Annotated in this window: 18 protein-coding genes and 1 pseudogene; 12 read left to right on the forward strand and 7 right to left on the reverse strand. The window is 69.1% G+C overall.

Annotation, left to right across the window (positions count from 1 at the left end; translation table 11 throughout):
* The 5 genes and pseudogenes from ACFHPP_RS27595 to ACFHPP_RS27615 all read left to right on the forward strand — a co-directional run.
* Window positions 1-307: pseudogene (locus ACFHPP_RS27595) on the forward strand (hypothetical protein); the annotation flags it as partial.
* Between the two features lie 137 nt (window positions 308-444).
* Window positions 445-666 (forward strand): type II toxin-antitoxin system VapB family antitoxin, encoded by a 222-nt coding sequence (vapB, locus tag ACFHPP_RS27600; RefSeq protein WP_437166456.1) that lies wholly within the window; start codon window positions 445-447, stop codon window positions 664-666.
* On the forward strand, window positions 666-1,079 hold the full coding sequence (vapC, locus tag ACFHPP_RS27605; RefSeq protein ID WP_437166457.1) for a tRNA(fMet)-specific endonuclease VapC: 414 nt from the start codon (window positions 666-668) through the stop codon (window positions 1,077-1,079). The genes vapB and vapC overlap by 1 nt, the downstream gene beginning before the upstream one ends.
* Window positions 1,080-1,228: 149 nt before the next feature.
* Window positions 1,229-1,702, forward strand: coding sequence for a Bug family tripartite tricarboxylate transporter substrate binding protein (locus ACFHPP_RS27610; protein ID WP_437166473.1), 474 nt, complete (start codon window positions 1,229-1,231; stop codon window positions 1,700-1,702).
* A gap of 8 nt (window positions 1,703-1,710) precedes the next feature.
* Complete coding sequence (locus ACFHPP_RS27615; RefSeq protein ID WP_437166458.1) at window positions 1,711-2,715, forward strand: hypothetical protein; 1,005 nt, start codon at window positions 1,711-1,713, stop codon at window positions 2,713-2,715.
* Between the two features lie 24 nt (window positions 2,716-2,739).
* Here the strand turns inward: ACFHPP_RS27615 and ACFHPP_RS27620 are convergent, their stop codons facing one another.
* Together ACFHPP_RS27620 and ACFHPP_RS27625 are read right to left on the reverse strand one after the other, a co-directional pair.
* Window positions 2,740-3,405, reverse strand: a complete 666-nt coding sequence (locus ACFHPP_RS27620; RefSeq protein ID WP_437166459.1) for a GntR family transcriptional regulator — start codon at window positions 3,403-3,405, stop codon at window positions 2,740-2,742.
* On the reverse strand, window positions 3,398-4,180 hold the full coding sequence (locus tag ACFHPP_RS27625; RefSeq protein ID WP_437166460.1) for an SDR family NAD(P)-dependent oxidoreductase: 783 nt from the start codon (window positions 4,178-4,180) through the stop codon (window positions 3,398-3,400). The genes ACFHPP_RS27620 and ACFHPP_RS27625 overlap by 8 nt, the downstream gene beginning before the upstream one ends.
* 83 nt (window positions 4,181-4,263) lie before the next feature.
* Between ACFHPP_RS27625 and ACFHPP_RS27630 the strand changes: the two genes are divergently transcribed.
* Genes ACFHPP_RS27630 through ACFHPP_RS27645 form a run of 4 tightly spaced genes read left to right on the forward strand, consistent with a single transcriptional unit; the run spans window position 4,264 to window position 7,724 of the window.
* Entirely contained in the window at window positions 4,264-5,262 is a 999-nt protein-coding gene (locus tag ACFHPP_RS27630) for a Bug family tripartite tricarboxylate transporter substrate binding protein (RefSeq protein ID WP_437166461.1), read from the forward strand.
* 10 nt (window positions 5,263-5,272) lie between these two features.
* Window positions 5,273-6,436: a UxaA family hydrolase gene (locus ACFHPP_RS27635; protein WP_437166462.1), complete on the forward strand. Its 1,164-nt coding sequence runs from the start codon at window positions 5,273-5,275 to the stop codon at window positions 6,434-6,436.
* Window positions 6,436-6,735 carry a UxaA family hydrolase gene (locus ACFHPP_RS27640; protein WP_437166463.1) on the forward strand — a complete coding sequence of 100 codons (300 nt, stop codon included), beginning with the start codon at window positions 6,436-6,438 and terminating at the stop codon, window positions 6,733-6,735. The genes ACFHPP_RS27635 and ACFHPP_RS27640 overlap by 1 nt, the downstream gene beginning before the upstream one ends.
* Entirely contained in the window at window positions 6,732-7,724 is a 993-nt protein-coding gene (locus tag ACFHPP_RS27645; RefSeq protein WP_437166464.1) for a Bug family tripartite tricarboxylate transporter substrate binding protein, read from the forward strand. Before ACFHPP_RS27640 ends, ACFHPP_RS27645 begins: the two co-directional genes overlap by 4 nt.
* Window positions 7,725-7,742: 18 nt before the next feature.
* Here the strand turns inward: ACFHPP_RS27645 and ACFHPP_RS27650 are convergent, their stop codons facing one another.
* Window positions 7,743-8,714: a Bug family tripartite tricarboxylate transporter substrate binding protein gene (locus ACFHPP_RS27650; RefSeq protein ID WP_437166465.1), complete on the reverse strand. Its 972-nt coding sequence runs from the start codon at window positions 8,712-8,714 to the stop codon at window positions 7,743-7,745.
* Window positions 8,715-8,910: 196 nt separating this feature from the next.
* Here ACFHPP_RS27650 and ACFHPP_RS27655 point away from each other — a divergent pair, with 196 nt between their 5' ends.
* Together ACFHPP_RS27655 and ACFHPP_RS27660 are read left to right on the forward strand one after the other, a co-directional pair.
* Window positions 8,911-10,374, forward strand: a complete 1,464-nt coding sequence (locus tag ACFHPP_RS27655; protein ID WP_437166466.1) for a sulfatase-like hydrolase/transferase — start codon at window positions 8,911-8,913, stop codon at window positions 10,372-10,374.
* A gap of 30 nt (window positions 10,375-10,404) precedes the next feature.
* Window positions 10,405-11,124 carry a GntR family transcriptional regulator gene (locus ACFHPP_RS27660; protein ID WP_437166467.1) on the forward strand — a complete coding sequence of 240 codons (720 nt, stop codon included), beginning with the start codon at window positions 10,405-10,407 and terminating at the stop codon, window positions 11,122-11,124.
* Between the two features lie 161 nt (window positions 11,125-11,285).
* Here the strand turns inward: ACFHPP_RS27660 and ACFHPP_RS27665 are convergent, their stop codons facing one another.
* The 3 genes from ACFHPP_RS27665 to ACFHPP_RS27675 are packed head-to-tail and all read right to left on the reverse strand — an operon-like array spanning window position 11,286 to window position 14,684.
* The gene (locus ACFHPP_RS27665; protein ID WP_437166468.1) at window positions 11,286-12,224 is read right to left on the reverse strand and encodes a formylglycine-generating enzyme family protein; all 939 of its coding nucleotides are present in this window, start codon (window positions 12,222-12,224) and stop codon (window positions 11,286-11,288) included.
* A 10-nt stretch (window positions 12,225-12,234) separates the two neighbouring features.
* The gene (locus tag ACFHPP_RS27670; protein ID WP_437166469.1) at window positions 12,235-13,719 is read right to left on the reverse strand and encodes a sulfatase-like hydrolase/transferase; all 1,485 of its coding nucleotides are present in this window, start codon (window positions 13,717-13,719) and stop codon (window positions 12,235-12,237) included.
* Between the two features lie 8 nt (window positions 13,720-13,727).
* Window positions 13,728-14,684, reverse strand: coding sequence for a Bug family tripartite tricarboxylate transporter substrate binding protein (locus ACFHPP_RS27675; protein ID WP_437166470.1), 957 nt, complete (start codon window positions 14,682-14,684; stop codon window positions 13,728-13,730).
* 276 nt (window positions 14,685-14,960) lie between these two features.
* Between ACFHPP_RS27675 and ACFHPP_RS27680 the strand changes: the two genes are divergently transcribed.
* The gene (locus tag ACFHPP_RS27680) at window positions 14,961-15,938 is read left to right on the forward strand and encodes a Bug family tripartite tricarboxylate transporter substrate binding protein (protein ID WP_437166471.1); all 978 of its coding nucleotides are present in this window, start codon (window positions 14,961-14,963) and stop codon (window positions 15,936-15,938) included.
* Window positions 15,939-15,941: 3 nt separating this feature from the next.
* On the opposite strand, the gene ACFHPP_RS27685 is transcribed toward ACFHPP_RS27680, so the two are convergent.
* Window positions 15,942-17,402 carry a sulfatase-like hydrolase/transferase gene (locus ACFHPP_RS27685; RefSeq protein ID WP_437166472.1) on the reverse strand — a complete coding sequence of 487 codons (1,461 nt, stop codon included), beginning with the start codon at window positions 17,400-17,402 and terminating at the stop codon, window positions 15,942-15,944.
* Window positions 17,403-17,931 lie beyond the last annotated feature (529 nt).

A 17,931-nucleotide genomic window follows, 5' to 3' on the forward strand; every position in this document is an offset into this window, starting at 1 on the left:
CGGCCGCGGCCGCGGCCGGCAACGGCTGGTCCCGCGTGAGATCGAGTCCGCGCCGCCGACGGCCGGGCCGATCGCGCCGCGGCCCCCGGTCGCGCGCGCGGCCTTCGACTACAGCGACCTCGACGCCGCCCTGCGCGCGGCCTTCGACTACAGCGACCTCGACGCCGCCCTGCGCGAGGCCGAAGCCGCCATGCGCCGCACCCGCCATACCCTCGACCAGCTGGCCGGCGGTGGCTGGAAGCCGGAGCCCGGCGACGCGCTGGAGAAGGAGCCGGCTATGGGAGACGACGACGATACGGGCCAGTAGCAGTGCCGTGGCGACGTCTATTAGCCGATCGGCGGCTTTCTCGCCCTCGGCGTCAGGACGTGAGTGAGGGGCGCTCGGACCGCTGGTTTGCGGCGCTCCGGAAGGATATACATCAGGGATATCCATGAGGCGAAAATATGACCCGCACCTCCCTGTTCCAGAGCAACCGCACGCAGGCCGTGCGCCTGCCCAAGGATGTCGCCTTCCCGGCCGGCGTGCGCGAGGTGGCGATCCTCCGCGACGGCACGCGCCGGGTGATCGTACCGGCCGTCGCGATCTGGGACGACTTCTTCGCTGGTGAGGGCGTCGATCTTGGTGAGCGGGCGCAGCCGGCGCACCAGACCCGCGAGCCGTTCTGATGCTGCGCAACATGCTCGACACCAACCTGTGCATCCGCCTGCTGCGTGACCGGCCGCAGGGGCTGCGCCCGCGCTTCAACGCGGAGGCCGAGACGCTCTGCATCTCCACCATCACACTGGCCGAACTGCTGCACGGCGCCGCGAAATCCGCGCGGCCGGTGGAGAACCGCCGGCAGGTGGAAGCGCTGGCGGCGCGCCTCGCGGTCCTTGCCTTTGACGAGGACGCCGCGGCGCATGCCGGTGAGATCCATGCCGAGCTCGGGCGCCGCGGTCAGGTCATCGGCCCCTACGACATTCTCATCGCCGGCCATGCTCGCAGCCGCGGCCTGGTGGTGATCACCGGCAACCTCGGCGACTTCCAGCGCGTCGACGGTCTGCGCGCCGAAGACTGGCTGGCAGGCTCTCCGCAGTAGGCGGAGCCAGACCGTTTCCACGCTTGTGCGGATTCGATGGAACATGGCAATTGCCAACGTCTCCGTTCCGCCTGGCGCTCTTAACACCGTGGACGGAAGCTGCGACGATTCCTCCAACGAAGTTTGGAGGACCTGCATGAACCGGATATCTGAATCTCGAACAGCTGCGGCGCGGGCTGGATTTTCCCGCCGAACACATTCCCTACCGCACCAGCGGCGCAGGGCTGGCTGACCTAATAGCTGGGCGGGTGCAGATGACCATGGATGCGGCCTCCGTCACGCTGCCGCATATCCAGCGCGGGACGCTGCGTGGCCTTGCCTGGAACGGCCCGGCCCGGAATCCCTCGATTCCGGATGTGCCGACCTTGGCCGAGGCCGCGCCCGGCCTGGCTCTAATGAATGCTTGGCAGGGCATCTACGGCCCCGCGGGCCTGCCCGCCGAGTTGATGGCGCGCATCGCGCAGGATGTCGGTGCCATCCTGGCGCAGCCCGGTTTCGCCGGCCGCATGCCCGGCGGCGCGGAACCCTACCTGCTCGGCCCGGCAGAGATGGCGGCACAGCTTCGCGACGACCATGCGCGGCTCGGGCGGCTGGTCGCTGACATCGGCCTGGAGAGGAATTGAGATCGACCATGGCGCATTGGACGGCACGCCGGATCGGCCAGATCATCCGACCGGAGATGGATGGGCGCATGGGCGCCAATATCCAGGGCCCCTCGATGATCCGCGTGCCGGATTGGGTGACGGAGCGGCTGGGTCGCTACTATCTGTATTTCGCGGATCACAAGGGTTCCTACATCCGCCTCGCCTATGCGGATGCGCCGGAAGGCCCGTGGCGAATGCATGAGGCCGGCAGCCTCGACCTTGGGCACAGCCTGTTTCCCACCGAGCCGCCTGCCCGTCCCGCTGAGCCCAGCGGCAAGGTGGATGTGCTGCCCGGCCGGGCGCCGGCTGGGACACCCGGCGTGCCGCCGCCAGAGGTCGATGCCTCCCATCCACACATCGCCTCCCCCGATACGCATGTGGATGCGGCAACCCGCCGCATCGTCATGTATTTCCACGGCTTGGCCGCTTGGGGGACGCAGCGGTCGCGCGTTGCCACATCGGCCGACGGAATTAACTTCACGGCGCGGCTCGAACTGCTCGGACCCTCCTACTTCCGCGTCTTCCGCCATGGCGGTACGACCTATGCGCTGGCCATGCCGGGCATCCTCCTGCGCTCCGCCGACGGGTTTTCCGACTTCGAGCGCGGACCCATGCTGTTCGAGGGTGGGTTGCAGCGCCACACCGCGGTGCTGCTGCGGGACGATGTGCTGCATGTCTTCTGGACCCGTGTAGGCGACACGCCGGAACGCATCTACGCCTCCCGCATCCCGCTGCGCGGCGACTGGCGCGGCTGGCGCGTGGAGGGCGAGGCGCGGGAGGTGCTGCGACCGGAGATGGAGTGGGAGGGTGCCGGCCTGCCGCTGCTGCCGTCCTGGCGTGGCGCGGTGAACCTACCGGTCCACCAGCTGCGCGACCCCGCGATCTTCGAGGAGAATGGGCGGGTGTACCTGCTCTATGCCGTACAAGGCGAAGCCGGGATCGCGATCGCGGAGCTGGCGCCGGGCCGAGCCGCAGACCTGCATGCGCCTTGATCGCAGGGTCCTGACGGGCGCCCGTCAGCGGATCCCCATCTGCCGCCGCATGGACTGGGCTAGGTGCACGCGCAGTGCCAGCGTCGCATCTTCTGCATCTCGCCGCCGCAGCGCGGCCAAGATGGCCAAGTGCTCCTCCGTCGTGTCGTGCACCAGCCCGCCCGGCGGCAGCAGCGTGGCGCGACGCACCATCATCAGCCGATCGCGGACCTGGCCGTAGAGCGTTGTCACCATGGCATTGGCCAGCGCGGCGATGATGCGGTCGTGCAAGGCCAGGTCGAGCTGGATCGCCTCGGCCACGACTTCCGGTGGCAACGGCGCGGCGAGCCGCGCCCGCAGCGCCAGGAAGCGCTGCTCCAGCGCGGCGAGCGGGGCATCATCCCCGCGCTCGGCCAAGGCTCTGATGCCTTCCAGCTCCAGGATCATGCGGAGCTGGAAGGCTTCCCGCATGAAGGTGACGTCGACGGAACACACCTGGATGCCGCGCTGCGCGAAGACGCGCACAAGCCCCTCGCCCTCAAGCCGGCTCAGCGCCTCCCGCACCGCGGCGAGGGGCAGGTCCAGGCGGCGGACGAGCTCGCGCAGCGACACCATCTCCCCAGGCTGCAGTTCGCCGGAAAGCAGCTGGTGCTTGAAGCGGTCATAGGCCTTTTCACGCGGGCGCGTGCCGGCGGTGGCGGTCTCAGACACTGCTGCGCCCGCCATCAACGAAGATGGTGGTGCCGGTGACATAGGCGCTTTCAGGCCCAGCCAGGAACAGCGCGGCACCGCAGAAATCCTCCGGCATGCCGAGCCGGCCCATCGGGATCATCGCTTCGACGCGCTGGCGATGCGCCGTATCCGCCATGATGTGGCGGTTGAAATCGGTCAGCACCGCGCCGGGTGCGATCAGGTTGCAGGTGATGCCCAGCGGCGCCAGCTCGATCGCCATGCTGCGCGCCAGCTGCATCACGGCACCCTTGGTGGCGGCGTAGTGCGACTGGGTCGGCATGCCCTTCTGCTGGTTGATCGAGGAGATGAACACCAGCCGCCCGCCTTGCCCGGCTGCCGCCATGGCGCGTGCAGCTTCCTGTGCGCAGGCAAAGGTGCCATGCACGTTCACCGCCAGCACCCGCGCCACCTCCGCATCCGTCAGGTCCAGGAAGCGCCCGCGCGTGATCGCCGCGGCGTTGGCCACGAGGATGTCGATCCCGCCGAGCCAGGCCACCGCCTCCTGCACCAGCGCCCGGGCCGCCGCGGGATCCGAGAAATCTGCGGCGAAGGCGGCGCCCCGGACGCCCTCGGCCTGGATCGCCGCCGTCACCGCGCCGGCGGCCGACACTTCGTCGCGGTAGTGGATCGCGACATCCGCCCCCTCCCGCGCAAAGGCCAGGGCGATGGCACGGCCGATGCCATCGCTCGCAGCGCCGGTCACCAGCGCGCGCTTCCCCTGCAGCCGACCATTTCGTGGCTCGGCATCCGCCATCGCTCCGCTCCCTAGTGCTTGTCGTGCCGGGCACCTTCGCGCACACTGTGCGCACAGAAAAGAGCCCTGGGAGGAAATGGCACATGCTGCGACGTTGCGGGGAGGGGGGGCGGCTGGCTCGGCGGACGCTGCTGCGGGTGGCTGGGGTGGCGCTGGCCGCGGCAACCGTGGTCCTTGGCGCCGGAAGCCCACCGGCTCAGGCGCAGTGGCCGGACCGGCCGGTGCAGGTGCTGGTGCCGTTTCCTGCCGGTGGCGTGGTGGATGTGCTGGCGCGCGCCGCGGCGCAGGCGATGTCGGAGCAGACCGGCGGATCTTTCGTCGTGGTGACCCGCGACGGCGCTTCCGGCGCCATCGCCGCCCGCGCTCTCTCCGTAGCCCGGCCGGATGGCCACACGCTGGGCTTCTTCCCCGCCGGCCCGATCACCACCCAGCCGCATCTGGTGCGCAATGCCGGATTTGAACGCACGAGCTTCACGCCGCTCTGCCAGATCTTCGCGATCCCCTACGCGCTCGCCGCCGCGCCCGATGGCCGCTTCGCCACGCTGCAGGATGCGCTGGCGGCGGCGCGTGCGCAGCCGGGCCGCATCTCGCTTGGATATGGCGGCAACGGCACCGCGGCGCATTTTGCGCTGCTCGGCCTGCTCGGTGAGGCGCAGGTGGACCTGCTCGCGGTGCCCTTCCGAGGTGACCCGCCATTGGCCACCGCCCTGCGCGCCGGCGACGTGGACATGGCCGTGCTGACTGCGGGCACGGTCTTTGGCACGAACCTGCGCCCACTCGCCACGCTGACAGCGGATCGCCTGGCCGATGCGCCGGGCGTGCCGACGGCGACCGAACTCGGTGTGCCTGTGGTGGAGCAGGCCTTCGGCGGCCTGGTCGCACCAGCCGGCCTGCCTGCAGCGCTCACCGCGCGTCTGGAAGCCGTCTGCCTCCAGGCAGCCGGCCATCCACGCGTGGTGGACACGCTGCGCACCGCCCGGCTGGTGCCGGTCCAGCGCGGCGCGGAGGGCTTTGGCCAAGCCCTGGCCGCCGATGAACGGGCGAAGCATGCATTGATCCGGTCTCGTGGTCTGGCGGAATGAGGTGACCCCGATGAGAAACCCCAGCTTCCTCGGCTACCTGCGCCCCGACGGCAGCGCCGGCACCCGTAACCGCCTGCTGGTCATGTCGATCCTCGGCCTCACCGGCGGCCCCGCGCGCCGCATCGCCCGCGCCCTGCCCGGCGCGCTGCTGGTGGAGATGCCCTATGGCCGCGGCCAGTTTGGAGAGGATCGCGCCATGGCGCGGCGCATGCTGGCCGGGATTGGCGGCAACCCGAACGTCGGCGCCGTGCTGCTGGTCGGTGCCGACCGGTTGCGGCTGGATGCCGCCGCTGCCGCCATCGCCGCCTTCGGCAAGCCGGTAGAGGCGGTGGCACTGGACGATGTGCATGAGGATTCGCTGGCGCTGTCGCAACTCGGCCTGCGCGCTGGCGCGAAGCTGCTGCGCGACCTGACGCGGCAGCGGCGCGAGGTCCTGCCCGCCTCCCTGTTGCGGCTCGGCATCGAATGCGGCCATTCGGACGCAACCAGCGGGTTGGTGGCGAACCCGCTGGCCGGCATGGTGGCGGACCGCGTGGTGGATGCGGGTGGCGCGGCGGTGTTCGGCGAGACTATGGAGTGGCTGGGTGCGGAGCACGTGCTCGCGGCCCGGGCCGCGACGCCGGAGGTGGGCAAGGCCATCGTCGCCGCCGTTGCGCAGCGTGAACGCTGGGCGGCAGACAGTGGCGAGGACCTGACCGGCAACAACCCGGGACAGGAGAACATTCGCGGCGGGCTGTCCTCGATTGAGGAGAAGTCGCTCGGCGCCATCGCCAAGGGTGGCGCACGGCCGGTGCACGGCGTGGTGCCGCATGCCGCGCCGCTGCCGGGGCCGGGGCTCTGGGTGATGGAGGGACCGTCCTTTTCGCCTCCATCGATGACCGGCTTCTCCGCCGCGGGCTGCAACATGCAGATCTTCACGACCGGGCCGGGCAACTCCTACTGCGATGCACTGGCGCCGACGGTGAAGGTCACCGGCAATCCAACCACCGCTGCGCGCCTGTTGCAGCAGATCGATTTCGATGCCTCCGGACTGATGGCCGGCGCCTGGGCGCCGGAAGAAGCGGCGGATGCGCTGTTCGCGCAACTGCTCGACCACGCTTCCGGCACCCGCACCTGGGGCGAGGTGCTGGAGGAAGGCGGGCTCGCTTTCGCAAGGCTGGGGGCGGATTTCTGATGACGATGCGCTGGGACCTGGTGGCGATCCATCCCGAGGATGATGTCGCGGTCGCGCTGACCGACCTGCCGCCCGGCAGCGCGCGGCTCCGGGCTGGGGAGGACGTGGCGCCGCTTGACCTGCGCGGTGCCATCGCGCTCGGCCACAAGGTGGCGCGGCGCGACCTGAAGCAGGGCGCGCCCATCCGGAAATACGGCGCGGTGATCGGCGCCGCCACGGCCGACATCGCCGCCGGCGAGCATGTCCATGTGCACAACATGCGGAGCCTGCGGGCCCGCCGGAGGGAGGACTCGCCATGAGCGCACCGACACGCCGCGCCCTGCTGACCCAGGGAGCAGCGACCCTGGCCGCCGCAACCCTGGCCGCCCCTGCGCTGGCACAGGGCTTCCCGACGCGCCCGCTGCGGCTGATCGTGCCCTTCGCGCCCGGCGGCGGCACCGACACCACCGCCCGCATCGTGGCGCAGACGCTGGGCGAACGGCTTGGCCAATCCGTGGTGGTGGAAAATCGCCCAGGCGCGGGCGGCGCCATCGGCATGGCGGCGGCGGCGCAGGCGGCGGCGGATGGCTACACGCTGGTCATGGGGCATGTCGCGACGCATGTGGTGAACATGGCCGTGCACCAGAATCCCGGCTACGACACCGCGCGCGACTTTGTCTCGCTCGGCATCACCTCCACCGCCGCGAACATCCTGGTGGTGAACCCGCAACGCCGCGCCGGCATCATGACGGCGCGGGACCTGGTGGAGGCCGCGCGTGCGAAGCCGGGCGAGCTGTCCTTCGGCTCCGCCGGCGTCGGCTCGCCGGCCCACATCACCACCGCGCTGTTCCTGCGCGAGGCCGAGGTGGAGGCGGTGCACGTGCCCTATCGCGGCGGCGCGCCGGCCACCACGGACCTCGTCGCCGGCAATTTGGATTTCATGTTCTCTGGGGCCTCCGACTGCATCCCGCACATCCGGTCGGGCCGGCTGCGCGGCATCGCCGCCGCCAGCGCGCGCCGGCTGTCCGGCGCGCCGGAGATCCCGACCATCGCGGAAAGCGGCTGGCCGGAGTTCTCCTTCGAGATATGGCACGTACTGTCGGCCCATGCGGGCACGCCGCCCGCGGTGCTGGAACGCCTGCGCAGCGCCACGGCGGCAACGCTGAACGATGCGACGGTGATCGAGCGGATCGGCGCCATGGGCGTGGATGCGACACCGACGATCGGCGATGCCGCCGAGGCGCGCGTGCGGCAGGAACTGGGCCGCTGGGTGCCGCTGATCCGCGCCGCGGGCATCACGGCGCAGTAGCGGCGGCGTGTCCTGGCGCTACTCGATGCGCGCCCCCGATATCCGCACCACCTCCCGCCCGCGATCCAGGTCGGTTACCAGAAAGTCGCGGAAGGCTTCGGGGCCGAGGCCGATGATGCTGGTGCCATCGGCGGTGACGCGGGTGCGGAAGGCCGGGTCCGCCAGTGCGTCCTGCGCCGCCTGGTTCACGCGGCCGATGATGGATGCCGGCAGACGGGCCGGGCCGAGCAGGCCCATCCAACTAAAATAGTCGAAGTCCGGGACCGTCGCCGAAAGGGCCGGAACGTCCGGAAGCTGCGCAGCGCGATCCTTCGACGTGACGGCGATGGCCCGGAGCTGGCCCGCACGGATCAACGGCAACGCAACCTGCAACTGCGGCATGCCGAACGCGACGGTGCCGGCGCGGACCGCGTTGACGATCTCCGGCGCGCCCCGGAACGGGATGTGCTCGGCCTCGGTGCCGGTCTTGGCGAGGAACAGCGCCACCGTGAGATGGGCGGCACTGCCAAAGCCGCCGGACGCATAAGGGGTGCGTGGATCGGCCTTCAGCGCCGCAACCAGGTCGGCGGCGGACCGGAGCGGCGAGTCGGCGCGGACGATGACCACGTTGGACATGCTGAAAGCCAGCGTGATCGGCGCAAAATCCTGCACCGCGTCATAGTCCACGCGGGCATAGAGTGCCGGATTCACGGAAAGGGATCCGGTGCCCCAGAGCAGCGTGTATCCATCCGGCGGCGCCTGTCTCGCGACATAGGAAAAGCCGATGTTGCCGGCGGCACCCGGGCGGTTTTCCACCACCATGGTCTGGCCGATGCTCCTGCCGACCGCTTCGGCGAGTTGGCGGGCGTTAATGTCGGGCGCCGACCCGGGAATGAAGGGAACGATCAGCCGGACCGGACGGCTCGGCCAGGTTTCCTGGGTGCGGGCTAGGCGCGGTATGGCAAGCGCCGCGAGCGCGGCGGTGACGATTTGCCGGCGATTGATCGCCATCGGTCATTTCCTCCATCAATTCGTCTTGGTCACATCGTGGCCCGACCCACCGCCAACCATTGAGTGGTTCATGCTTGTCGACATATCCGGACCCTACAGGACGACTTCAGCCACCCATAGGGTAAAACAGCCCATCATGTTGACATAAACGACCCGCGCCGCGATGGTTTGGTCAACCAGAGGAACCGCCGGCACCATGGCATCGGCCAAGAACCTGCTCGTCATCATGTCGGACGAGCATAACCCGAAATGTGTCGGCCATGCCGGCCATGCCGGCCATCCGGTCGCACGCTCGCCGCACCTGGATGCGCTGGCGGCGCGGGGCACGCGCTTCACCGCGGCCTATACCCCATCCCCCATCTGCGTTCCGGCCCGCGGCGCCTTCGCCACCGGCCAGCCCGTGCATGTCAGCAAATGCTGGGACAACGCCATCGCCTACGATGGCAGCATGATGTCGTGGCACCACGCGCTACGCGACCGCGGGCACCATGTCGCGTCGATCGGCAAGCTGCATTTCCAGGGCCATGCCGGCCAGGATTACGGCTTCTCCGAGATGATCATGCCGATGCAGATCACCAACGGCACTGGCGACGTGACGCTGCTGATCCGCGATCCGGATGACGTGCGGGAGCAGGCGGCGAAGAAGCTGCTGGCGCAGGCCGGGCCGGGCGAGAGCGACTATACGCTTTACGATCGCCGCGTTGCCGCCGCCGCCCAGGTCTGGCTGCGGGAATCCGGGACGAGGCAGCACGACAAGCCCTGGGTGCTGTTCGTGTCGATGGTCGCACCGCATTTTCCCCTGACCGCGCCACCGGAACACTACTACCAGTTCGCCGGCGCCGAACTGCCGCGCCCGAAGCTCTGGGATGCGCCAGCGGGGGAACGCCTCTCGCACCTGGCGATCCGCAACTATGCCAGGCGCAGCGACCACTACCGGCACTTCAAGTCGGAAGCCGATTTGCAGCGCGCCCTGGCCGGCTACTACGGGCTGGTCTCGTTCATGGACGAGAATGTCGGCAAGATCCTGAAGGCGCTCGGTGAGGCCGGGCTCTCCGAGGACACGCGGGTGGTCTACACCTCGGATCACGGCGATAACCTCGGCACGCGCGGCCTCTGGGGCAAATGCACGATGTATGAGGAGAGCGCCGGCATCCCGATGATCATCAGCGGGCCGGACGTGCCGGGTGGTGCCGCCTGTCCGACCCCGGTGACGCTGCTGGACCTCTCGGCCACCATTCTCGATGCGGTGGGCGCCGGAGATGCGATCGCGGAGCTTGGGCTGCCCGGCACATCCCTGCTGCAACTGGCGAAGGCGCCGCCGGAAGACCGTGCGGCGCTGTCGCAGCTGCACACCAACACGCCGGACGGCTTCTACATGCTGCGCACGCTGCGCCACAAATACGTGCACTACGTTAACGCGCCACCGCAGCTTTTCGACCTGGAAGCCGATCCGGAGGAGCTGCATGACCTGGCGGGCGACCCGGCCCATGCGTCGCTGCTGGAGCGGATGGAAGCGCGGCTGCGCGCCATGCTCGATCCAGAGGCGGTGGATGCGGAAGCCAAGGCGGCGCAGGCCTTGATGATGGAGCGGCATGGCGGCGAGGCGGCGATCCGCGCGAAGGAGCGCATGGCCTACACGCCTCCTCCGGTCGCCGCGTGAGTTGGTGCATTTGACGGGCCGGCGTATGGAATGAGGAGCGAGTCCGGCTTCGAGACCCGCGCCGCGCAGGTTGCCCGCTCCCTGGCGGAGCAGGTCGAGACCGGCAGGCGCCGCCCGGGCGAAAGGCTGTGGGAGGAAGATCTCGCGGCCGAATTCGGCTGCGCACGCGGCACGGTGCGGGAGGCGCTAGCGCATCTGGCGCAGGAAGGCCTGGTGGTGCCGTCGTTGCGGCGGGGCGGCGTCACCGTGGTCGAGTTCAGCGATGCCGATCTCGCCGAGATCTACGACATTCGCGGTGCCCTGTTCGGGCTCGCCATCCGCTTGTTCGTGGAACGCTCCACGTCCGAGGAGCGGGAGGCCTTCATCGCCTATCGTGAATCGCTGTGGTGCGGCCTGCCGCCAGCGGAAGCGAAGCCGGAGGATTGCACGGCCGTGGGTGGCCCCTCGGTCCTGTACATCCTGGACCGCTGCGGCAGCGCGCGGCTGGCAGGCTCCTACCGGCGTGTCGCGTTGCAGGCAATCCGTCTCTACGCCCCCCTGCATTACCGTACCGCCGAATCCCGCGAGTTGTGGCGCGTCCGCTGCGCGATGCTGGCAGCGGCCGTCCGTCTCGGCGATGCGGCGGCGTCGGAAGCCGCCAGCCGGGCGCTGATCCACGCCAACAAACTGGAACTGTTGAAATCCCTGAAGGAGGGCCACCGCCCTCCGGGCGCCATCGCCGACCCACCGCGAACCCGTCGCGCCAGCTAGCGCAGCGCCGTCGGGACACCTCTGCGGTCCTTGCCGGCAGATGCGCGTGGAGCGAATTGCCCTGGATGGAGTCAGGCGGCTTCTTGAACGTCTCGAATGGGCAGGGGCAAACTTCACGAGGCTGAGCGGGATCAGCCAGGTGATCCGCCGGCTGTTCCCAGCTACTCATAGGCGACGCGGAAACCGGTATGCCCGGCCGAGGTGTCGGGGCTGCGTCCCGCGCGTGCGGCGATGCGGTAGCGGTAGCAATAGCTGCGATGGCAGAGATAGGATCCGCCTTTCATCACCCGTTCCCGTTCCGCCGCCGCCGCCTTGTTGCGTTGTTTCGCGGCGGAGGCCAGCGAGCGGACCCGGAAGGGATCGGCGCACCACTCCCAGACATTGCCGCAGGCGTTGAACAGGCCGAAGCCGTTCGGCCGGAAGGCATCCACCGGCGCGGTTCCGATGAAGCCGTCGGCAGCCGTGTTGCTGGCCGGAAATCGGCCCTGCCAGATGTTGCACAGCGCATTGGCGTCATCCGGCTCCGCCTCTCCCCAGGAAAATCGCGCGCCATCGTCGCCACCCTTGGCGGCATATTCCCACTCCGCCTCGTTGGGTAACCGGCCGCCGGCCCAGGCGGCGAAGGCGGCTGCGTCGTTCCAGGCGATGTGGGTGACCGGATGGTCCTGCCGGTCGAAGACCGAAGAACCCGGCCCCTCCGGGGCAGCCCGGTACGCGCCATCCACCCTGCGCCACCAGGGCGTGCCGGGCGGGCTCTCCGACGTCAGGCCGGCCGGCAGGAAATCCAGGAAGACGTAGGACCAGCCGAAGCGCTCGGCCTCCGTCCTGAATCCGGTGGCGGCGACGAAGGCGGCGAAACGGCGATTTGTCACGGCGTGAGCGTCGATGCGGAAGGCACGGATCGTCACCCTGCGGCCCGGCCCCTCGCCATCCTCCCTGAAGAACGGTGTGTCGGTGCCGAGGGTGACGACCCCGGCCGGGATGTGCAGCACCTCGGCCGCATCCTGGCCCGAGGCCGCCGCCCGCAGCACGCCAGGCAGCGACACCTCGCCGCGCGAGCCGGATGGGACACAGCAGGATTTCGCGAGCGGTTCCGACATGCCGGCCAAGTCAGCCCCCCGGCGTCCCGACCACGACATCCGCCCCGGCCTGCGGCGGCGGCGGGAAGTGCAGGCCGCGCTGGCCGGAGAGGCCGCGATTCGACTGCCCGCGGAACTCACGGGCCGACGCGCCGACCAGCTTGCCATCGGCGATCCAGTCGGTATCGACACCCCAGGCGTCCTCGACCAACGCCGCCTCCAGCCGCGCCTGCACTTCAGCGACTGCCGGCGTCCCGGCCAGGTCGTGCAGCTCGCCAGGATCCTGGGCGAGATCGAAGACCTGCTTCACATTGCCGGTCGGATACCAGATCAGCTTGTGCCGGCCGTCGGTCGCCATGCGAGTGGCGGAGGCATCCTCCCGGCAGCCGGCCAACAGGATCTTTCGTCGTGCCTCGCCAATCATCGACAGGCCCTCGACATGCGAGGGCACGGGCACGTCGGCGTAGTCCAGCAGCGTCGGCATCACGTCGGCGAGTTGCACCAGCCGGTTGTCCACCCGCCCCGGCAGCGTGCGCGGGTCGCCGGCCGGGCCGAGCAGGATGGTCGGGACCCGGGCGCTGTCTTCATAGTAGACGCGCTTGGCCCAGAGCCCATGGGTACCGAGCATGTCGCCATGATCCGCGGTGAACAGGATCACGGTATTGTCCAGCAGCCCTTCCTCGCGCAGCGTGCCGATTACCAGCCGAAGCTGATGGTCGATGTGCGTGCAGGTCGCCATGAAGGCGCGCTGGATGCCGGGCAGGTGATGCGGCTTCACATGCGACCAGAAGTCGGTGATCGAGCGCAGCGCATAGGGCAGGGCGGCCTCATCCCGCGCCCAGTCCCCGACTAGCGGCACCGGCGGATCGACATCACGGTAGATGTCGAGATAGGCCTGCAACGGCGCCAGCGGCGGATGCGGGGCGACGTAGGACAGGTGCCAGAAGCCGGGTTTCGTCGGATCGCGCCGCTTGATCTCGCGGCACATGCGCCATGTGGTCCAGTTGGTGACGTGGCAATGCTCCGGCAGGTGCCAGGGCCGCCACATGTAGTCGTTGTTGTTCATGCCATGGTTGAAGCCCTGGCCGGGATAGCCCTGGTCGGCCAGGAACAGGTCGTAGTCGTCGTAGCCGCCGAGATGCGGCCGGCCTTCCTCCGCCAGATGCACTTCGTCGAAGCCGATGCGGTCGCGCGGCGGATAGACGTGCAGCTTGCCGACCGCGACGCCATGATAACCGGCCTCGTGCAGCGTGCCGGCCAGCGTCGGCAGGTCCGGCATCCGCGCCACCGGGTCGAAGCTGCGGTCGCCATGCTGGCGGGCGGTGGTGCCCGTCATCATGGTGCGGCGCGCCGGGATACAGATCGGGCATTCCGAATAGGTGTTGTGGAACCGCACGCCGTTGCGCGCCAGCTGGTCGAGCGTCGGCGTCAGGACGCAGGGATGGCCGGCGTGGCCCATTAATGAAGCCGGCCACTGATCGACGGTGATCAGCATCAGGTTCGGGCGGCTGGTCATGCGCTGGCTCACTCCACTCGAGCTCCGCTGGCCTGCACCAGCGGGCCCATCTTGGCACGCTCGGATTCGATGAAGGCTGCGAACTCCGCCGCGCTGCCTCCCTTCAGCGGCAGGCCCAGCTGCCTCGCGCGGTCCTGCACCGCCGGGTCGGCGATGGCGGCGTTGTAGGCGTTGTTCAGCCTCTGGATCGCCGCCTCCGGCGTGCCGCGCGGCGCCACCACGCCGTGCCAGGACAGGAAGTTGTAATTGGTGACGCCAGCCTCAGCGACAGTTGGCAGATCTGGCGTGAAGGGAGAGCGGCTAGGCCCGGTCACAGCGAGGGCGCGTGCCGTGCCCTGAGTGACGGCCGGCAGCAGCGTGCCGTCGATCAGCAGATCCACGGTGCCAGCCAGCAGGTCGATCTGTGCCGGGCCGCTGCCGCGATAGGGCACATGCACCATCTGCGTCCCGGACAGCGACATCAGCATCTGCGTTGCCAGGTGCCCCGCGGTGCCATTGCCGGGCGTCGCGAAGGTCAACTGCCCGGGCCGCGCCCGCGCCGCCGCCAGCAGCCCCGCGATGTCCTGGTAGGGCGAGCGCGGCGGCACGCCGACCAGCAGCGAAACCTCGGTCAGCCGGATCACGGGGGTGAAGCTGTCATTGCGGTAGGGCAGGCGGGCGAAGAGATGCGGCGCGATGGCCAGCACGCCGATATCGGCGAACAGCAGCGTATAGCCATCCGCATCCGCCCGGCTTGCCATGCCGGCGCCGATGGTGCCGCCGCCACCGCCGCGATTATCGATGACGAGGGGCTGGCCGAGATTGCGTTCCACTACTGGCGCCAGCAGCCGGGCCAGGATGTCGTTGTTGCCACCTGGTGGATATGGCACCACGACGGTCACCGGTCGTTCCGGCCATTCCGCCCGGGCCGGCGCGGCACCGATTCCAGCGACGGCGAGCAAGGCAAGCAGCGTGCGCTTCATCATTCTTCGGACCCTTTGATAGATGAATGAGTGCGGCGGACCGGCGCTTGCCGTCGCGGCGATTGCATCGAGCTGAAATTGCAGCCTCTCCGGGCGCAGCGAGGTGTTGTTCGCCGGATGTTGAAGCTCGCGGTGCTCGCTGAACTGATCAAAGATCTCGCCCATCGGGTGGCCGTGGCAGCTGATGGATCTGCAGCGGCCGTCGAAGACGCATGACGCAGCGTGCGTACGTGCCTAGTATGCCGGGCGCGTGCACGGCACGCAACGGGAGGAAGCACCATGCGGCGCGAGATCCTGAAGGCGGGGGCGCTGGCCTTTGCGGGATTATTGGCTGCCGGACGCGTCGGGTCGGCAGCGGCGCAAGAAAGGTGGCCGGCGCGGCCAATCAGGTTAATCGTACCCTACATTCCCGGCAGCGCACCGGACGTGACGGCGCGCCACCTGGTTGACCGCATGGGTGCCGCGCTCGGCCAGCCGGTCGTCATCGAGAACCGTGGTGGCGCCGGCGGCAATATCGGCAACGAGGCGGCTGCCCGCTCAGCGCCGGATGGATACACGCTGCTACTCGGCACGAACGCGATGCTGGTGCTGCCACAACTCCACCGCCGCTCGGTGGGCTACGATCCGCTCCGCGACTTCGTTCCTATCGTCAACGTCGCGTCCATGCCGCACCTGCTGATCGCGCCGAGCGACGGCCCGCGCAGCGTCCCTGAGCTGATCGACACGCTGCGGCGCCAGCCCGGGCTGCCCTATGCCTCGGGCGGCAACGGCAGCGGTGCGCATCTGGCGGCCGAGCTGTTTAAGGCGATGGCGCAGGTGGACGCGATGCACATTCCCTTCCGCGGCGCGCCCGACATCGTCAACAACGTCATGTCCGGGCAGGTTCGCTTCGGGTTCCCTACCCTGGGCACGGCGACGGAGCTGGTACGCAGCGGTCGGCTTCGTGGCCTGGGCGTGACCTCGCCGCAGCGCAACCCTGCGCTGCCGGATGTGCCGACGATCGCGGAGACGGTGCCGGGCTTCGACCTCGTGTCCTGGTTCGCCATCCTCGGTCCTGCCGCCATGCCGGATCACATCGTGAACCGCGTCGATGAGGCGGTTCGCACGGCGCTCACCGATCCCGTGCTGCGCGCACGGATCGAGGCGGACGGCACCGTCGTCCTCGGCATGCCCGCTGCTCGCTTCGCCGAATTCTACCAAGTCGAGTACCGCAAGTGGGGCGAGGCCGTGCGCATCAGCAGGGCAGTAGTGGACTGAAGGTCAGCTCCAAGCGGGTCGCACCCCTGGCGGCGGTGAGAAGGGCAGGTCACCACGGCCTAGCACCGCCTCGCGTCCTCCATTCGCCTCCAGGATGTCGTGCTGACGCGCCTTCACAAGCCGGTCGACGGCCGCGGGATCCAGTGTTTCCCGCAGGTACGCTTCCATGGCAGCAACGGTGTCCGCATGGGCCGGATCCTGCGCGAGGTCCTGCAACTCCTCGGGGTCGGATCTCAGGTCAAAAAGCTGCGCGGGGTAGCTGACGTAGCGCACGTATTTGAACCGGGTGTCACGTAGCATGAAGGCCGCCTCGCGAGATCCGGTCGCATGGTACTCGCTTAGCACCATGCGGTCGGCAGGCACCTCGCCGCGCGCCACGTCGAATAGCGACAGCGAATTGCCTGGAGGTGCCTCCGTCACGCCGACCGCGTCAAGCGCCGTCGCATAGATATCGGTCAGGCTAACCGGAGCACCCGAGACATGGCCGGCTGGCACGCCTTCACCAGCGAGGATCATCGGCACGCCGACGCTTTCCTCGTACATGGTGGACTTCCCCCATAGCCCGCGTGCGCCGACGTTGTCGCCGTGATCCGAGGTGTAGAGGACGCGCGTGGTACCCGAGAGGCCGCACTCCTCCAGGCAATGCAGGATCTTCCCGACCTGCTCATCCATGAAGGAAACCAGGCCGTAATAGCCGGCCATCATGCGCTGCACCGTCGCCTCGTCCTGGACATGGCTGTCGTAGGGAACGGTCGCTGCGTAGTCGGCCAGGAATGGATGATTTGGCCGCTCTTCGTGCCCGTAGAGCTTTGGCATTGGCATCGGCTGGCTGGCGTAGCGATAGAAGTGCTCGGGCGGCGCAGTCAGCGGAAAATGTGGCGTGACGAGCGAGACGAAGAGGCACCAGGGCTTTTCCCGGCGCGGTGCCTCCTCGTGCAGCCAGGTCTGGGCGGCAGCGGCGATGTCGCGATCGTAGCGCGTGTAGTCGCTCTCGCCGGGGCCGGCGGCGGCGCTCATCTTCGACGCACCCTTGCGGGGCGGAGAGCCCTGGTCCCGGATGAGGCCGAGCAGGTCGCCCTTGCCGTCCACGATGTGCATGGCGAGTTTCTCAGCTGAGAAGCCGTGGTCGTCACCGGGCAGGCCGCGGAAGTGGAGCTTGCCGATGGAGACCACGTCATGCCCGGCGTCGCGCAGCGCGTGGTGCCAGCTGCGCACCCCACCATCATAGGCGTCGGCATTGTCGAAGTAGCGCCCCATCTCATGCAATGGGCGGCCGGTGGCCAGGGCAGCACGGGCGGGAACGCATATCGGGCACGGCGTCGAGGCGGCGGAGAAGCGGGTACCGCTTGCAGCCAGCGCGTCGAGGTTCGGCGTGTGCACGAAGGGGTGGCCGGCGCGGCCGAGCGCCTTGGGGCTATGCTCGTCGGACAGGATGAAGAGCAGGTTCGCGGGGCGGATTGACATGGAGGTTCCTCGTGTACCGCTCCAGCCCAATGCGCCTTGGTGACTGGCGGCGAGGGAAGAGTGCAGCACGCGACGCGGCGCGTCCACATGGCGAGGCTTCCCGGCGGAGTCCGTCATCGCCACACCCCTTCGAAGTGCCGCCGGCTGCAGACGACGTGCGATGCGGCGCGGTGGGTGCCCGGCGCACCAGCACGAAGCCGCTGGCCAGCCGGCGCTGGACCAATTGCTTGATGGCGATCTTGGAGGCGTACTCGACGCTGATCCGACGCGCCTTGCCCTGCTCGTCGAAGCGCATGGCGTAGGCGAGGCTGTCGGCCACCTCCGCGGGAGCGCGCCGACAAGGCGGAGGTGACTGGCGCGGCGGCGCCGAACCTCCGCGAGCGAGCAGGATGCCCCGAGGGTAAGCCGGAGGCGCTTCGGCGTTAGGTCGGGCCGCGCCATCGGAACCGCTCCACTTTTCTGAAGCAAGCTTATACCAACTCCCACGGCTGGTGACTCACGAGGGGGATTCCCCGACGCGGCGGCGATG

Origin of the sequence: Falsiroseomonas sp. E2-1-a20, from assembly GCF_051433195.1 — a bacterium.
Lineage (GTDB): Bacteria > Pseudomonadota > Alphaproteobacteria > Acetobacterales > Acetobacteraceae > Falsiroseomonas.

Coding starts and splice junctions, on each gene's coding strand:
- vapB (WP_437166456.1), top strand. CDS start 445: ATGACCCGCACCTCCCTGTTCCAGAGCAACCGCACGCAGGCCGTGCGC.
- vapC (WP_437166457.1), top strand. CDS start 666: ATGCTGCGCAACATGCTCGACACCAACCTGTGCATCCGCCTGCTGCGT.
- ACFHPP_RS27615 (WP_437166458.1), top strand. CDS start 1,711: ATGGCGCATTGGACGGCACGCCGGATCGGCCAGATCATCCGACCGGAG.
- ACFHPP_RS27625 (WP_437166460.1), bottom strand. CDS start 4,180: ATGGCGGATGCCGAGCCACGAAATGGTCGGCTGCAGGGGAAGCGCGCG.
- ACFHPP_RS27630 (WP_437166461.1), top strand. CDS start 4,264: ATGCTGCGACGTTGCGGGGAGGGGGGGCGGCTGGCTCGGCGGACGCTG.
- ACFHPP_RS27635 (WP_437166462.1), top strand. CDS start 5,273: ATGAGAAACCCCAGCTTCCTCGGCTACCTGCGCCCCGACGGCAGCGCC.
- ACFHPP_RS27640 (WP_437166463.1), top strand. CDS start 6,436: ATGACGATGCGCTGGGACCTGGTGGCGATCCATCCCGAGGATGATGTC.
- ACFHPP_RS27645 (WP_437166464.1), top strand. CDS start 6,732: ATGAGCGCACCGACACGCCGCGCCCTGCTGACCCAGGGAGCAGCGACC.
- ACFHPP_RS27650 (WP_437166465.1), bottom strand. CDS start 8,714: ATGGCGATCAATCGCCGGCAAATCGTCACCGCCGCGCTCGCGGCGCTT.
- ACFHPP_RS27655 (WP_437166466.1), top strand. CDS start 8,911: ATGGCATCGGCCAAGAACCTGCTCGTCATCATGTCGGACGAGCATAAC.
- ACFHPP_RS27660 (WP_437166467.1), top strand. CDS start 10,405: ATGAGGAGCGAGTCCGGCTTCGAGACCCGCGCCGCGCAGGTTGCCCGC.
- ACFHPP_RS27665 (WP_437166468.1), bottom strand. CDS start 12,224: ATGTCGGAACCGCTCGCGAAATCCTGCTGTGTCCCATCCGGCTCGCGC.
- ACFHPP_RS27670 (WP_437166469.1), bottom strand. CDS start 13,719: ATGACCAGCCGCCCGAACCTGATGCTGATCACCGTCGATCAGTGGCCG.
- ACFHPP_RS27675 (WP_437166470.1), bottom strand. CDS start 14,684: ATGATGAAGCGCACGCTGCTTGCCTTGCTCGCCGTCGCTGGAATCGGT.
- ACFHPP_RS27680 (WP_437166471.1), top strand. CDS start 14,961: ATGCGGCGCGAGATCCTGAAGGCGGGGGCGCTGGCCTTTGCGGGATTA.
- ACFHPP_RS27685 (WP_437166472.1), bottom strand. CDS start 17,402: ATGTCAATCCGCCCCGCGAACCTGCTCTTCATCCTGTCCGACGAGCAT.